The organism is Rhodococcoides sp. S146-33, assembly GCF_059489205.1.
In genome coordinates this window covers 1,645,841-1,659,528 of record NZ_JCAJWY010000001.1, presented here as the reverse complement: position 1 = coordinate 1,659,528, position 13,688 = coordinate 1,645,841, and the positions used below count along the sequence as shown (strand labels likewise).

At 65.0% G+C, this 13,688-nt stretch carries 12 protein-coding genes; 4 read left to right on the top strand and 8 right to left on the bottom strand.

Going from position 1 to position 13,688, the window contains the following annotated elements; all coding sequences use genetic code 11:
• Nucleotides 1-2: 2 nt before the first annotated feature.
• From AC5WEY_RS07995 to AC5WEY_RS07985, 3 genes are all read right to left on the bottom strand, one after another.
• Nucleotides 3-875 (bottom strand): SCO6745 family protein, encoded by an 873-nt coding sequence (locus tag AC5WEY_RS07995; protein ID WP_495645381.1) that lies wholly within the window; start codon nucleotides 873-875, stop codon nucleotides 3-5.
• Between the two features lie 15 nt (nucleotides 876-890).
• Nucleotides 891-1,628 carry a hypothetical protein gene (locus tag AC5WEY_RS07990; protein ID WP_057476693.1) on the bottom strand — a complete coding sequence of 246 codons (738 nt, stop codon included), beginning with the start codon at nucleotides 1,626-1,628 and terminating at the stop codon, nucleotides 891-893.
• A gap of 81 nt (nucleotides 1,629-1,709) precedes the next feature.
• Entirely contained in the window at nucleotides 1,710-2,336 is a 627-nt protein-coding gene (locus AC5WEY_RS07985) for a carbonic anhydrase (RefSeq protein ID WP_057476775.1), read from the bottom strand.
• 90 nt (nucleotides 2,337-2,426) lie between these two features.
• Between AC5WEY_RS07985 and AC5WEY_RS07980 the strand changes: the two genes are divergently transcribed.
• Nucleotides 2,427-3,311 (top strand): HhH-GPD family protein, encoded by an 885-nt coding sequence (locus tag AC5WEY_RS07980; RefSeq protein ID WP_057476694.1) that lies wholly within the window; start codon nucleotides 2,427-2,429, stop codon nucleotides 3,309-3,311.
• On the opposite strand, the gene AC5WEY_RS07975 is transcribed toward AC5WEY_RS07980, so the two are convergent.
• Both AC5WEY_RS07975 and AC5WEY_RS07970 read right to left on the bottom strand, forming a co-directional pair.
• A complete protein-coding gene (locus AC5WEY_RS07975; protein ID WP_495645380.1) occupies nucleotides 3,308-4,117 on the bottom strand; it encodes an alpha/beta fold hydrolase in 810 nt (269 codons plus the stop codon). The genes AC5WEY_RS07980 and AC5WEY_RS07975 overlap by 4 nt on opposite strands.
• A gap of 5 nt (nucleotides 4,118-4,122) precedes the next feature.
• The gene (locus tag AC5WEY_RS07970; RefSeq protein ID WP_495645379.1) at nucleotides 4,123-4,860 is read right to left on the bottom strand and encodes an alpha/beta fold hydrolase; all 738 of its coding nucleotides are present in this window, start codon (nucleotides 4,858-4,860) and stop codon (nucleotides 4,123-4,125) included.
• A gap of 36 nt (nucleotides 4,861-4,896) precedes the next feature.
• Here AC5WEY_RS07970 and AC5WEY_RS07965 point away from each other — a divergent pair, with 36 nt between their 5' ends.
• On the top strand, nucleotides 4,897-5,208 hold the full coding sequence (locus AC5WEY_RS07965) for an antibiotic biosynthesis monooxygenase family protein (protein ID WP_495645378.1): 312 nt from the start codon (nucleotides 4,897-4,899) through the stop codon (nucleotides 5,206-5,208).
• A gap of 10 nt (nucleotides 5,209-5,218) precedes the next feature.
• Here the strand turns inward: AC5WEY_RS07965 and AC5WEY_RS07960 are convergent, their stop codons facing one another.
• Nucleotides 5,219-7,531: a putative bifunctional diguanylate cyclase/phosphodiesterase gene (locus AC5WEY_RS07960; protein WP_495645377.1), complete on the bottom strand. Its 2,313-nt coding sequence runs from the start codon at nucleotides 7,529-7,531 to the stop codon at nucleotides 5,219-5,221.
• A gap of 173 nt (nucleotides 7,532-7,704) precedes the next feature.
• The gene (locus AC5WEY_RS07955) at nucleotides 7,705-8,142 is read right to left on the bottom strand and encodes an OsmC family peroxiredoxin (protein ID WP_495645376.1); all 438 of its coding nucleotides are present in this window, start codon (nucleotides 8,140-8,142) and stop codon (nucleotides 7,705-7,707) included.
• A gap of 111 nt (nucleotides 8,143-8,253) precedes the next feature.
• Between AC5WEY_RS07955 and AC5WEY_RS07950 the strand changes: the two genes are divergently transcribed.
• Nucleotides 8,254-9,435 (top strand): lipase family protein, encoded by a 1,182-nt coding sequence (locus AC5WEY_RS07950; protein WP_495645375.1) that lies wholly within the window; start codon nucleotides 8,254-8,256, stop codon nucleotides 9,433-9,435.
• Between the two features lie 65 nt (nucleotides 9,436-9,500).
• The gene (locus tag AC5WEY_RS07945; protein WP_495645374.1) at nucleotides 9,501-10,826 is read left to right on the top strand and encodes a serine hydrolase domain-containing protein; all 1,326 of its coding nucleotides are present in this window, start codon (nucleotides 9,501-9,503) and stop codon (nucleotides 10,824-10,826) included.
• Nucleotides 10,827-11,007: 181 nt separating this feature from the next.
• Here the strand turns inward: AC5WEY_RS07945 and AC5WEY_RS07940 are convergent, their stop codons facing one another.
• Nucleotides 11,008-13,548, bottom strand: coding sequence for an ATP-dependent Clp protease ATP-binding subunit (locus tag AC5WEY_RS07940; protein WP_057476701.1), 2,541 nt, complete (start codon nucleotides 13,546-13,548; stop codon nucleotides 11,008-11,010).
• Nucleotides 13,549-13,688 lie beyond the last annotated feature (140 nt).

The following is a 13,688-nucleotide window of genomic DNA, read 5'->3' as shown; positions in this document are numbered from 1 at the left end:
GACTAGGACTTCTTCTTCGTCCCCGGCAGGAAACCGGCGTCGATCACGGCCTTCACATACGGCCGTGCGCTCGTGATCAGCTCCTCGGCACCGGGGACGTCTCTCCACACTGCCGACGCCATGGCGTCGGTGCGATCTTCGATGTGCTGATCGAGAGCAGTGCCGTTGTCGGTCAACGTCTCACCTTCGGCAGTGGTGGTGAGCAGTCCGCGCGTCGCGAGTCGTTCTGCAGCCGAGTCCCATTCGCTGTCGGACCACTGCCGCGTCAGCTGCGTGATGCGCTTGCCGAGTGCTCGGCGGCCGGCCTGCGGGGTCGGGCGAACGGCCTCGTGGAACACTGCTGCTTCCACCGGGTCGAGTTCTGCGTCGATCAACGCGGCGAGGTGGCCGTCGCCGCGCCATTCACGCAGCACGGTGATCGAGTGCCAGAGGGCGAGATGCGGCACGTCGGGTCGCTCGGCGGAATGCCACGCTGCCGCGAGAGGACGGCCTGCGAAGGAGGCGGTGTCACCGATATCGCCCAGCCGGCCCGCCAACGTTGCGAGCGCTGCATCGTCCGCCAAAGAGCCGAGAGCCGTTCCGAGAACGGAGTCGAGCAGTGCCCACCGACGGTCGGACACCGCATCCAGGCCGACGGCCACAGCGGCCGGCCACGCACGCTCGATCAGCGCCGGGTTGAAGTTGTAGAACGCAGCCGCCACGACGCTCGGCGCGCACGGACCCATCGGGGCGGCCCGTGCACCGACGTACCAGGCGTGACCGTCGAGTCCGGTGTCCTCGTAGGCCGTCCCCAACTCGGGATTGAAGTAGGCGGTGACGTGAAAAGGTTCGAGAGTCTTGTAGGCGGCACGGGCGAGGGCTATCGGAGTCGTCATGAGATTCGACCGTACTCAGCCGGTGATGTTGAACGGCTCCGGCGCACTCTTGAGCTCGCCGAGTTGCGCGATCGCCTGGTACGCGCCGACTCCCACCGGGATGCGCTCTTCACCGCAGCCCGGAACGGAGTTGGTACCCGACCACTTGACCGTGAAACCGGCCTGCTCGCCCGGCTTGAAGGTACGCAGATCGGACGCGGCGTTGGGGAAGCAATCGACGTTGGACCAGATGCGCTGGTTGTCGAGGGTGTAAACGAGCGCCTGTTGCAGACCGGCACCGACGTCGCGCTGGCATTCGGTGGAGCCGATGTTGGTGATGACCACGGTGAACACGGGCTCTTCACCCAGACGGTAGGTGGCCTTCTCCGGCGTCACCTTTATCGCGAGCGACTGGTCCGGGCACTGATTTGCGATCACCGGAGCCGGTGCACCGCTGGTGGTCACCGCTGCGCCGCCACCGGCTGCAGAGTCGGTACCTCCACCCGAGCCGCCCGATCCACCCGAGCCGCCGCCGGAGCCACCCGAACCACCGGAATCACCTGCGGTGGCGGACGAACTGGGTGACGGCAGAGCGGACGTCGACGCCGGTGCCGACACGACACCGGCCGGTGCGGCCTCGGTGTCGTCGGAACCGCCGCTGAGCGAGGCGATGAACCACACGATCAATCCGAGCACGACCACGGCCGCACCGATGGCGAGCGCACGGCGTCGCCAATAGATTTCGGGAGGCAAAGGCCCGTTCGGTTCCAACACGAAACCAACCGTATGCGGCCGAACGCTCCCTATCCCTGAGCCCACGCGGCGTGTCGCGCCAGTGAACTCGGCAATGCCGGGTCAGGCGGGCTGTTCGCCGATGTCGCCGATGACCTCACGGAGCTGCGCGTGACCCTTCGACAGCTGGTAGGTCAGGCCGACGATCGCCAACTCCCCCGCCTCGACCTTCTCGGCGACGATGCGGGAGCGCTGCATCAGCAGGTTGCCGGTCTCCTCGACGTGCCTGGCCTCGAACTCGTCGACGGCGGCGTAACCATCGCGGCGAGCCGAGAGCACAGACGGGGTGACGCGTTCGACGACGTCGCGAATGTAACCACCGGGGACGTCACCACTTTCGAGCGCATCGACGGTGGCCTGCACTGCACCGCAGTGATCGTGACCGAGTACGACGATCAGCGGCGCGTTCAGCACTGCGACGCCGTACTCGATGGAACCGAGAACGGCGGAGTCCACGACGTGACCGGCGGTGCGGACGACGAACATGTCGCCGAGGCCCTGGTCGAAGATGATCTCGGCTGCGACGCGCGAATCGGCGCAGCCGAAGAGGATGGCACCGGGATGCTGAGCACTCTCGAGGCGAGCTCGGTCCTCGATGCCCTGCGATGGGTGCAGGACCTCTCCGGAGACAAACCGTTGGTTGCCTTCCTTGAGTGACTTCCAGGCAGCGATCGGGTTCGAAGCAGGCATGGGTTTCATTGTGCACGCGCAGCGGGCGCGAGGCGAGTCGGGTTCACTACTGTTGGTACCGGTCACAGACACGAGGAGAAGGGCGCACAGTTGCCGATCGATGCCGAGGCTCTGCTCGGGTGGTTCGACACCGACGGACGCGATCTCCCGTGGCGTCGTCCGGGCGTCAGCGCCTGGCAGATCCTGATGAGCGAGATCATGCTGCAGCAGACTCCGGTGGTGCGGGTTGCGCCCATCTGGGAGCAGTGGGTGCAGCGGTGGCCCGTGCCGTCGGCGATGGCCGCGTCCTCGCAGGCCGAGGTGCTCCGTGCGTGGGGCAAGTTGGGCTATCCGCGTCGGGCACTGCGGTTGCACGAGTGCTCGCGAGTGCTCGCCGAGGAGTACGGCGACGAGGTGCCGAGCGAGGTGGAGACACTTCTGGGCCTGCCGGGCATCGGTGCCTACACAGCAAGAGCGGTCGCGACTTTTGCCTACGGTCAGCGAGTTCCGGTGGTGGACACCAATGTTCGACGCGTTGTCGCGCGTGCGCAGCACGGCAGCGCCGAGCCCGGAAATCCCTCCACCACAAGAGATCTGGCCGATGTGGAGCAGCTGCTTCCGGTGAGCGTCCCGCGGGCGGCCCGATACTCGGCGGCACTGATGGAGCTCGGCGCGTTGATCTGCACCGCCAAGAATCCGGCGTGCCTGCTGTGCCCGCTGCCGGAGTGCGCCTGGCTCGAGGCAGGTCGACCGGCGCACACCGGGCCTGCCAAGAAGGTCCAGAAGTTCGCGGGCACCGACCGTCAGGTTCGCGGCAAACTCATGTCGGTGCTGCGCGAGAGCACCGGCCCGGTCGAGCGAGCCCAACTCGACATCGTCTGGCCCACCGACCCGACGCAACGCGACCGAGCTCTCGATTCATTGCTCACCGATGGCTTGATCGAGCAGACCGAATCGGGATTGTTCGCCCTCGCAGGCGAGGGTGGCGACAGCTAGGACGCCAGAAACTCCACGAGCGCGGCGTTGACCGCATCGGGTCGTTCGAGGTAGCCGAAGTGGCCGGTGTCGGCTATTTCGACATAGCGCGCACCGGGTATCGCGGCTGCGACGTCGCGGCACTGCTGTACCGGAATCATGCGGTCATCGGCGAATCCGATCACCAGAGACTTCGCCCTGATTGCCCGGTACGCAGCCAATCGGTCTGTTCCGGAGCGCATTTCGAGTCCGACCTGCGCCCGCATTCCCGCCGTCTTCCGGCCGCCCGAGTATTCGAGGACCGCCAGCCAATCACCGATCGCACTGTCGTCGGCCAGGGTCTTCGGTGAAAAGTTCTGCATCGCAGTCATTGCCGCGCGGTACGACGCAGGAAGTTCGATTCCGGCGTCGTGCAGATCCTTCTCGCCCTTCGACATCTGCGCACGAAAGGTGGTGGTCTTGCCGAAGGTGGCCATCATCACTGCATGCGACACCAGATCCGGCCGGGCCAGAGCCAACTCCTGGGTGACGCGAGCTCCCATCGAGGTACCCACGACGCGCGCGGGGCCACCACCGAGGTGCTCGATGAGCGCAGCCGTGTCGGCCACCAGGTCGTCGAGCATCATCCCGCCTGCGCACTCGGAAGACGGTGCAATGCCGCGATTGTCGAAGGTCACGACCCGGTAGCCCTGCTTCACCAGGGTCGGAACCTGATGGGTTCGCCACACTCTTCCCGGACTACCGGTGCCCATCACCAGCACCACAAGCGGTCCGTCGCCGGCGACGTCGTAGTTCAGGTCGATTCCGTTGAGCTTCGCGAGCGGCATTCGGATCATCTTAGTGTGCGCAGGAACTCCTGGACCGCCGTGCGATATCGCTCGGGGGCCTCGTCGTGAATCAGGTGCGCGGCGTTCTCGATCCGCACATACGCTGATTCGGGCTTGCGCGCATGCATCTGCTTCATCTGCCCGGCCGGGGTGATGGTGTGCTCGCCCTCGATCAGCAACACCGGAGCGCTCACGGCATCCCACTCGTCCCAGAAATGACGCGTACCCCATTCCTGCGAGATGGCCTCGAAGGTGTCGACGTCGCCGTGCAGTCGCCAGCCGTCGTCGTCGCGCTCGAAGGAGTCCAGAAAGTATTGTCCCGCAACGTCTCCGAAGAATTCACGCACGGCACCCGCGTCGGGAAAGGGTTGCGGCCATGCCCGCATCATCGTGGCCCAATCGTCGGCGGTGCGGCCTCTGAAGTCGGGAGCGATGTCCTCGATCACGAGTGCGGTCACCAGGTCGGGACGCTGCGCTGCCGCACACCAGGCGTGCAACGCGCCCATCGAATGGCCGATCAACACACTCGGGCCCAGCGACTCCAGATTCTCCAGAAGGTCCGCGACGAACGACTCGGTGGTGAGCTCGGGCGGTGCCGGACGGCGGTGCCCCGGTGCGTCGTAGGTGTGCACGTGCCCGAATTCGTGAAGCCATGGAACCTGTCGACGCCAGGTTGCTGCACTGCCCATCAACCCGTGCAACAGCAGGATCGAACGTCCGGATCCACCCTCGTCGTAGAGCATCACCGCCGAGCATAACGGCGGCGTAGTCTCTCGAGAATGGCCATTGTGAAGATCAACGCGATCGAAGTACCGGAGGGCGCAGGCCCCGAGCTCGAGAAGCGCTTCGCTGCGCGCGCCGGAACGGTCGACGGCTCTCCCGGATTTCTCGGTTTCCAGTTACTCCGGCCGGTCAAGGGCGAATCCCGCTACTTCGTCGTCACCCAGTGGGAAGACGAGGAGTCGTTCCAGGCTTGGTCGGGTGGGCCGTCGCGCCAGGCACACGCCGGTTCCGGTGAGAGCAAACCGGTGTCTTCGGGAGCATCCCTGCTCGAGTTCGAGGTCGTGTTGGACGTGCCCGCCACCTCGTGAGCAACGTTGCTCAGATGCGCGCGCGAGCGAGTTCCCACTCGAGTTTCGTCGGCGTTTCCGAATCCAGTTTCGCTACGGCATCGGCCAGGAACTCCGCGGACATCGGTCTACCCAGGAAGTAGCCCTGGGCACCGTCGCACCCCAGCAATCGAAGCGCGTCGAGAGTGCCCGCGTCCTCGACCCCCTCGGCCATCACTCGCACCCCGAGGCTTCGCGCCAGGTCGATGGTCGATCGCACGATCGACGCATCGGTGTCGTCGGTGTTCATGTTCGACACGAACGAGCGGTCGATCTTGAGCGTCTGCACCGGCAGACTCTGCAGATACGCCAACGAGCTGTAGCCGGTGCCGTAATCGTCGATCGCGAGGGTCACCCCCAAGCTGCGTAGGGATGCCAGCGCGTTCACCGAACGCACCGGGTCGGTCATCGCAGTAGTCTCGGTGACCTCGAATTCCAGGGTATGTGCTAGCACGGAGTACTTGGTCAGCGCAGCGGACACCTGTTCGGTGAGTGTTTCGTCGAGCAGATTGCGAACCGAAAGATTCACCGAGACAGACAGATTGATGCCACGTCGCCGTAATGCGCTGCACTGCGCCAATGCCTCGTCGAGCACCAGCGCGGTAATTGCGGGCAGCATGCCGGTGCGCTCGGCGTCGGGCAGGAAGATCGACGGACCGATCAACCCCTCGCGCGGGTGCTGCCACCGCAGCAGAGCCTCGACGCGGTCGACGCTGCCCGATTCCAGATCCAGGCAGGGCTGGAAGAACACCCGCAGCTGGTGATCCCGAATCGCGGTGTCGAGCTCGCCCAGCAACCGCATCTGATCGTGGCGGTCACGATCCATGTCGGGTTCGTATCGACCGACTCGGGTCTGCCCCGCCTTGGCCGCGGTCAGCGCGACATGAGCCTGCTGCATCATCGCCTCACCGTCGACCGGCATAGCCGATGGGCAGACCTCCCGGCGCGCACGTGCCGACGACTCGTCGATGGCCGCAATTCCGACCGTCGCGTCGAGAGCCACATTGATGTCGTGGACGAACATCTTGCGACTGACGGCGAACTGCAACTGTGCGGCGGTTTCGTTCGCGTCGATGAGCCCTGGGCGACGACACATCGCCACCACGAATTGATCGCCGCCGAGGCGTCCCACCAGATCGTCGGATCGAACCGATGCGACGAGTCGATGGCCGATCTCACGCAGCACGCTGTCGCCCACGCTGTAACCGAACGTCTCGTTGATCTGCGCGAAGCGGTCGATGTCGACCACCAGCGTGAAGACATCCGAATCACCGCGAGTGGCGAGCATCGAGTCCAATCGCTCGCGAAGTAGACGCCGACTGGCGAGTCCGGTCACCGCGTCCGTGCGTGCCACATCCTCGAGAATGGCAGCCTGCCGTCGCAGTGTCCGCACGAAACGCGCCATCCGGAACCCGACAAGAACGATGACCAACGCCGAGGAACCCACGATGACCCAGCCCCATTGCCCGACGGGAACGCCGCGAGCCAGCTGCACGGTCATCACCACCGGTGTCACGGCTACCGCAACCGAGAGAGTGGAAAACCGCCCCTTGCCGAACCTGAGCGGACCGGGCCGGGCGGCCCGCCTGACCGACTTCTGCTCGTCGTGCAGGGCGATGACGCCGAAGCAGACGTAGGCGGCCAGCCACATCGCGTTCGGAAGCGTCGATCGATAGATCTCGATATCGATCGCGGCGGCGTAGGACGCGCAGTCGGCGGCAACGAGTAGTACCACTCCCGCTGCTGCGGCCAGGAAGGGAACGGTGACCGACCGCGTGACGAGGTACAAACTGACGACGAGGGTCAGCAGGAACGCGTCGACGGTGAGGTACGCCGTTGCCGGCCACAGGGAGACCGCCTCGGAGAACGACCGTGCCGAGCCGTCGGACACGACGAACACCCAGGTGACGAGACCGAACCCGACGGCGACGATCAAGCATTCGTACAGCTCTTCCAGCCCGAACACCAGGCCGTTCTCGTCGGCGGCCCGGGCGAACGCGACTGCGATGATCGCGTAGCCCAGCAGGTAGAACGCGTCCGCGGCCGACAACGTCGGCATACGAGCACCGTCGACTTTCGTCACGGCTATCAGTGCGTCCCCGACGCCCCAACTGCCGACGCCGACGGCCAGGTACTTCCACGTACGCCGGTCCGCACCAGGTTCACGGACGTAGCGGTACACGAACGCCGCCACTGTGGCCGAGACCACGATTGCGTAGATCGCATTCCGGGGTAGTTCCTGCGGGGCGACTACGTAGGCCACCACTGCGATCGCACCGAGGCCCAGGAAGCGCGTCCACAACATAGTGGGCCGATCCTTCCTAGGCCGGTCGGTGCGTACCCCGGACGTACGCGAAAGCCGATCGAACCCGACGTGTGACTTGAATTCGTCGCCGAACCATCCGTAGATGGGCCAAGTCACGAACTATTTCAAACTTGACGATCGTTCGCCAGTCTCACATCGGGCACCGCGTCTGTTCAGCCCTCCAGAGACGCATCCAAGGTGATGTGAACGCCGGTCAGTGCCTTGCTGACGGGGCACGTTTCTTTGGCAGCCTGAGCGGCCTTCGCAAAGCCGTCTGCGTCGAGACCGTCGACCTCGCCCCGAACGGTCAGCTTGATACCCGTCAGCTTGAAACCGGGCTGGTCAGGACCGAGCGAGACTTCGGCGGTGACCTCGAGACTCTGCGGGGTGCCACCCGCCTCGGCGATCAAGGCCGACAGCTGCATCGCGTAGCAACTGGAATGAGCGGCTGCGATCAATTCCTCGGGGCTGGTGGTGCCGTCGGCGTTCTCGGCGGCGCGCTTGGGAAACGACACGTCGAAAGTCGCTGCGCCGGAACTGGACAGCTCGACCTGGCCGGAACCTTGCTCGAGGGTGCCGTTCCAAGCTGTGCGTGAGGTACGAGTTGGCATCGAACTTCGATCCTTTCGTTGTGGGACCTGTGTAGGACCGATACTCAGGCTAACGTCGGCGGCACGGCCGGGCCATCGAGTGCGGGAATCTCGACACGAAGGATGTGACAGATGAAGAAGCGGGTGCGCGCGCTGACGATCGCGTCGACTGCGATGGTGGCGATCGCAATGCTGTCGACGCCGGTCGCGGGCGCCGATTCATTGCGAGACTTCTACGACGCGCCGGTCCCGACCCTCGCCGCGGCGGCCCCCGGCGAGGTGATGAGGACAAAGCCGGTCACCTCACCCAAGGGATTCGGACTGGGCTTCGACATCGAACGTATTCTCTACCGATCCACCGACACTCGCGACGACCCCATGGTCGTATCCGGGTACTCCATGACCCCCACCGCTCCGTGGCCCGGCCCCGGCCCACGGCCGGTCATCGCCTACGCGCCCGGCACCTCCGGTATGGCCGACCGCTGCGCCGGATCCGCAGTTCTCGGCACCGTCGGATCGTCCCCGGCCATCCTGCCGTTGCTGCTGGCCGGATACCGTGTCGTCGCAACCGATTACCAGGGACTGGGCACTCCGGGCGGACACACGTATCTGAACCGGCTCGCCTCTGGCCGCGCGCTGCTCGACGCGGCCAGAACCGCCGACGATGACGCCCCCGTGGTGTTGTTCGGTTACTCCGAAGGCGGATTCGCGGCGGGGGCCGCCGCCGAACTTGCTGCCACCTACGCCCCGGACCTCGATGTCGTCGGGGCGTATGTCGGTGCACCACCGGCAGATCCGTCGCTCAACATCGACAATCTGGACAACACCACTCTCGGTAGTGCCGTGCTCTTCGCCGTCGACGGCATGATCAACTCCTACCCGGAGCGAGCGGAGGGCATCCGCAGCCACTTCGACTCCGACGGCATCGCCGCGCTCGATGCCGCGCAGGACTGGTGCACCACCGACCCCGCGGCCACCGAGACGGTACACACCAGCGAACTCACCCGGGACGGCCGACCACTGATCGAGCAGCTGAGCGACCCGGTTTTCGCCGAGGTGGCCGACGAGAACACCGTCGGCCGCATCGCCCCCGCAATGCCGGTGTACCTGTCGCATGCAGTCGAGGACGACACCGTGCCCGTCGAGCAGAGTCGCACTCTACTCGAGCGCTGGCAGGAGCTGGGCGCCCAGGTCACCTACCGCGAGTACGAGTTTCCGGTTATCCCCTACAAGGGCGCGAACCATCTCCCGGGGGCTCTGGCCGCATACTCCGACATCCTGCCCTGGATCGCCGGCCTGGTTCGCTCGAGCTGATCTCGGGTAGAAAATCAGGGTGTTCACCGAGGCGTCGACCTCGGTGAGGTTGGTTCACTCCATCCATGCGAATCGTGCACGCCCTCCTGACCGTCGCAGCAGTCCTGACCGCCACCCCGACCATCCCCGACGACGGCAGCGCGTCGGACATCGCGGTGATCGCCGAGGATCTGGGCCTGCCTGGAGCGGCCTTCCGAGTCGTCTCCGAACGGGACGTGATCGAGAACGTGGAATACGGGGTGGACGGGCACGGTGCCCCGATCGACGACGGCACGCCGTTCGTCTGGGGTTCGGTGTCGAAGTCGATGACGGCAGCGACGGTGTACTCGCTCGCCTCGCAGCAGCGCCTCGACCTGCGGTCGACTGTCAATTCTGTTCTGCCGGAGAGTAATTCGATCCTCGCCGACCACGTCACCATCACCGACCTGATCCACCACACCAGCGGACTCCCCCACGACGTCGCCCCACTCGATGTGTGGGGACGCACCGACCGAGCACTCGACGTCGTACCCACCCTCGACGTCACCTCCGCCGAGCGCGGCAGTTTCCAATACTCCAGCCTGAATTACCTACTGCTGCAGGCCATCGTCGAGAAGATCACTGCCGAGCCGTTCGCGGACGTCGTCGCACGTGAAACCGGAGTGCACACCGTGGCTGCCGTCGCGCCCGGGCACGTTCCGTTCTTCGGATCACCCCGCCGCATCGACACCGGGATCGATGCCGCCGGACTCGGCTACGGCTACCTCGGCGGGTCGATCGACGAACTCTCGCGCTACGCGGCGCGGCAACTGACCGACCCGGCGTCGAACAGTCCCGACACGGTGCCGACGGGATCCGGCACGGCCTACGGATACGGGTGGTACGTCGAAACGCTGCCCGACGGTACCGAGATGCGATGGCATTCGGGAGCAGTTCCCGGCTACTTCACGCACGTTGCACTGATACCCGAACGCCATCTGGCCGTGGTGTTCGCCGCCAACCGATACGGCGAACTGGAAGCAGAAAAACTGGCTTCGGCGTCCCGCTCACTGGTCCTCGACCGACTCGGAATCGACGAACCCCGCAGCACCGGCCTCGGTATGTACGAGGTTGCGCTGATCGCGTCGAGCACACTCGCGGTGTTGCTGGCACTCTGCGCTTGCCGAATCCTGTTTCGCATCAAGACTCCCCCGAGCCGATGGGCACCCGCGCACATCCTGATGGCCGTCGTTGCCGGAGGACTGCTCTACTTCGCGTTGCCGATGGTCGCCGGGGTGCCGATGTCGACCCTGGCCCGCTGGGCGCCCGATATCGCGCTGCTGTTCTGGATCGTGCTCGCTGAACTTGTCCTCATCGCTGGGGCTCTCGCTGCCCGGGTCTGGATCAATGCGCCATTGTTGCAGTCTGACTGACTGAAAGCCACATTGATCCACAACGGGGGTGGTCCATTGACGCGAACGCGAGGGGTGTGCCGAAAGGGGCGGGGCGGGCGGGCGGGCGGGGTGGAGTGACCTGGGTTGGGCCGGGGGGGCGGACACACGACAACGGGCGACCCTCCGAAGAGGATCGCCCGTTGCGTGGAACTGGTGAAACTTACTCGCTGTCGCTGTCTCCGCTGGCCTTGGCCAGATCGACCGGGACCTCGTCGGGGACGATGATGGCCTTCTTCTCGCCGCGGAACGTGAACTTCGCGTCCTCGCCAGCGCCTTCGCCGTCCCAGTTCTCGACGTCGACCAGGATGATCTGGCCGGCTTCGATCTCGCCGAAGAGGATCTTCTCCGACAACGCGTCCTCGATCTCGCGCTGGATGGTGCGACGCAGTGGCCGCGCACCCAGTACGGGGTCGAATCCACGCTTGGCCAGCAACGACTTGGCCTTCTCGGTGACCTCGATCGCCATGTCCTTGTTCTTGAGCGCACCTTCGACTCGGTTGAGCATGAGATCGACCATTTGGATGATCTCGTCTCGCGTGAGCTGGTGGAACACGACGATGTCGTCGATACGGTTCAGGAACTCGGGGCGGAAATGCTTCTTCAGCTCGTCGTTGACCTTGAGCTTCATCCGCTCGTAGTTCGAGCCGGTGCCTTCACCCGAGGAGAAGCCGAGACCGACAGCCTTCGAGATGTCTGCGGTACCGAGGTTCGAGGTGAAGATCAGCACGGTGTTCTTGAAGTCGACCGTGCGTCCCTGTCCGTCGGTGAGACGACCGTCTTCCAGGACCTGGAGCAGCGTGTTGTAGATCTCCGAGTGGGCCTTCTCGATCTCGTCGAACAGCACGACGGAGAACGGCTTGCGGCGGACCTTCTCGGTGAGCTGGCCACCCTCTTCGTAGCCGACGTATCCGGGAGGAGCACCGAACAGACGCGAGGCGGTGAAGCGGTCGTGGAACTCGCCCATGTCGATCTGGATGAGTGCGTCGTCCTCGCCGAACAGGAAGTTGGCGAGAGCCTTCGACAGCTCGGTCTTACCGACACCGGACGGGCCGGCGAAGATGAACGAGCCCGACGGACGCTTCGGGTCCTTCAGACCTGCACGGGTACGACGGATCGCCTTCGAGACGGCCTTGACTGCCTCGACCTGGCCGATGATCCGCTTGTGCAGCTCGTCCTCCATGCGGAGCAGACGGGTGGTCTCCTCCTCGGTGAGCTTGAAGACGGGGATGCCGGTCCAGTTTCCGAGGACCTCGGCGATCTGCTCGTCGTCGACCTCGGCGATGACGTCGAGGTCACCGGAGCGCCACTGCTTCTCGCGCTCGGCGCGCTGACCGACGAGGGTCTTCTCCTTGTCGCGCAGGTTCGCAGCCTTCTCGAAGTCCTGTGCGTCGATGGCCGATTCCTTCTCCCGGCGCGCGTCGGCGATCTTGTCGTCGAACTCGCGCAGGTCTGGCGGCGCGGTCATCCGGCGGATGCGCATCCGCGCGCCCGCCTCGTCGATGAGGTCGATTGCCTTATCGGGCAAGAACCGATCGTTGATGTACCGGTCGGCCAATGTGGCGGCCGCGACGAGCGCACCGTCGGTGATCGAGACGCGGTGGTGAGCCTCGTACCGATCGCGCAGACCCTTGAGGATCTCGATGGTGTGCTCGACGGTCGGCTCGCCGACCTGGACGGGCTGGAAACGACGCTCGAGTGCGGCGTCCTTCTCGATGTACTTGCGGTACTCGTCGAGGGTGGTGGCACCGATGGTCTGCAGTTCGCCACGAGCCAACTTCGGCTTGAGGATCGACGCTGCGTCGATGGCACCTTCGGCAGCACCTGCGCCGACGAGTGTGTGCAGCTCGTCGATGAACAGGATGATGTCGCCGCGGGTGTTGATCTCCTTGAGCACCTTCTTCAGGCGCTCCTCGAAGTCACCGCGGTAGCGGCTGCCGGCCACGAGCGAGCCGAGGTCGAGGGTGTAGAGCTGCTTGTCCTTGAGCGTCTCGGGAACCTCGCCGTTGACGATGGCCTGAGCCAGTCCCTCGACGACGGCCGTCTTACCGACACCGGGCTCACCGATGAGAACAGGGTTGTTCTTGGTACGACGCGAGAGCACCTGCATGACGCGCTCGATTTCCTTCGCACGACCGATGACCGGGTCGAGCTTGCCTTCGAGCGCGGCCTGGGTGAGATTGCGACCGAACTGATCGAGGACCAGTGACGTGGACGGTGTACCCGCCTCGCCGCGACCGCTGCCGCTCTCGGACGGCTCCTTGCCCTGGTAACCGGACAGCAGCTGGATGACCTGCTGGCGTACCCGGTTGAGGTCGGCTCCGAGCTTGACCAGAACCTGAGCTGCGACGCCTTCGCCTTCGCGGATCAGGCCGAGCAGAATGTGCTCGGTGCCGATGTAGTTGTGGCCGAGCTGCAGTGCTTCACGCAGACTGAGCTCGAGTACTTTCTTGGCGCGCGGGGTGAACGGGATGTGACCGGATGGAGCCTGCTGGCCCTGGCCGATGATCTCCTCGACCTGGCTGCGTACTCCTTCGAGGGAGATGCCCAGCGACTCGAGAGACTTGGCGGCGACGCCTTCGCCCTCGTGAATGAGGCCGAGCAGAATGTGCTCCGTGCCGATGTAGTTGTGGTTGAGCATCCGGGCTTCTTCTTGAGCCAGGACGACAACACGCCTCGCGCGATCGGTGAACCTCTCGAACATCGCTCTCCCTCACTTCTTGGTGGGTGGTAGCTCGCCCACCAGTTCTTCTAGCGCCGCAGTGTCCATACGCTGAGGTCGCTTGTGCATTTGAAGGTAAGACTGATTCTCACTGTAGTTGGCCGACGTGACGAACGCCGACC

What these genes read in the sequence shown, in the direction of transcription:
- AC5WEY_RS07960 (WP_495645377.1), bottom strand. Translation starts at nt 7,531, where the DNA reads ATGTTGTGGACGCGCTTCCTGGGCCTCGGTGCGATCGCAGTGGTGGCC.
- AC5WEY_RS07940 (WP_057476701.1), bottom strand. Translation starts at nt 13,548, where the DNA reads ATGTTCGAGAGGTTCACCGATCGCGCGAGGCGTGTTGTCGTCCTGGCT.
- AC5WEY_RS07970 (WP_495645379.1), bottom strand. Translation starts at nt 4,860, where the DNA reads ATGCTCTACGACGAGGGTGGATCCGGACGTTCGATCCTGCTGTTGCAC.
- AC5WEY_RS07995 (WP_495645381.1), bottom strand. Translation starts at nt 875, where the DNA reads ATGACGACTCCGATAGCCCTCGCCCGTGCCGCCTACAAGACTCTCGAA.
- AC5WEY_RS07955 (WP_495645376.1), bottom strand. Translation starts at nt 8,142, where the DNA reads ATGCCAACTCGTACCTCACGCACAGCTTGGAACGGCACCCTCGAGCAA.
- AC5WEY_RS07965 (WP_495645378.1), top strand. Translation starts at nt 4,897, where the DNA reads ATGGCCATTGTGAAGATCAACGCGATCGAAGTACCGGAGGGCGCAGGC.
- AC5WEY_RS07975 (WP_495645380.1), bottom strand. Translation starts at nt 4,117, where the DNA reads ATGCCGCTCGCGAAGCTCAACGGAATCGACCTGAACTACGACGTCGCC.
- AC5WEY_RS07945 (WP_495645374.1), top strand. Translation starts at nt 9,501, where the DNA reads ATGCGAATCGTGCACGCCCTCCTGACCGTCGCAGCAGTCCTGACCGCC.
- AC5WEY_RS07985 (WP_057476775.1), bottom strand. Translation starts at nt 2,336, where the DNA reads ATGCCTGCTTCGAACCCGATCGCTGCCTGGAAGTCACTCAAGGAAGGC.
- AC5WEY_RS07950 (WP_495645375.1), top strand. Translation starts at nt 8,254, where the DNA reads ATGAAGAAGCGGGTGCGCGCGCTGACGATCGCGTCGACTGCGATGGTG.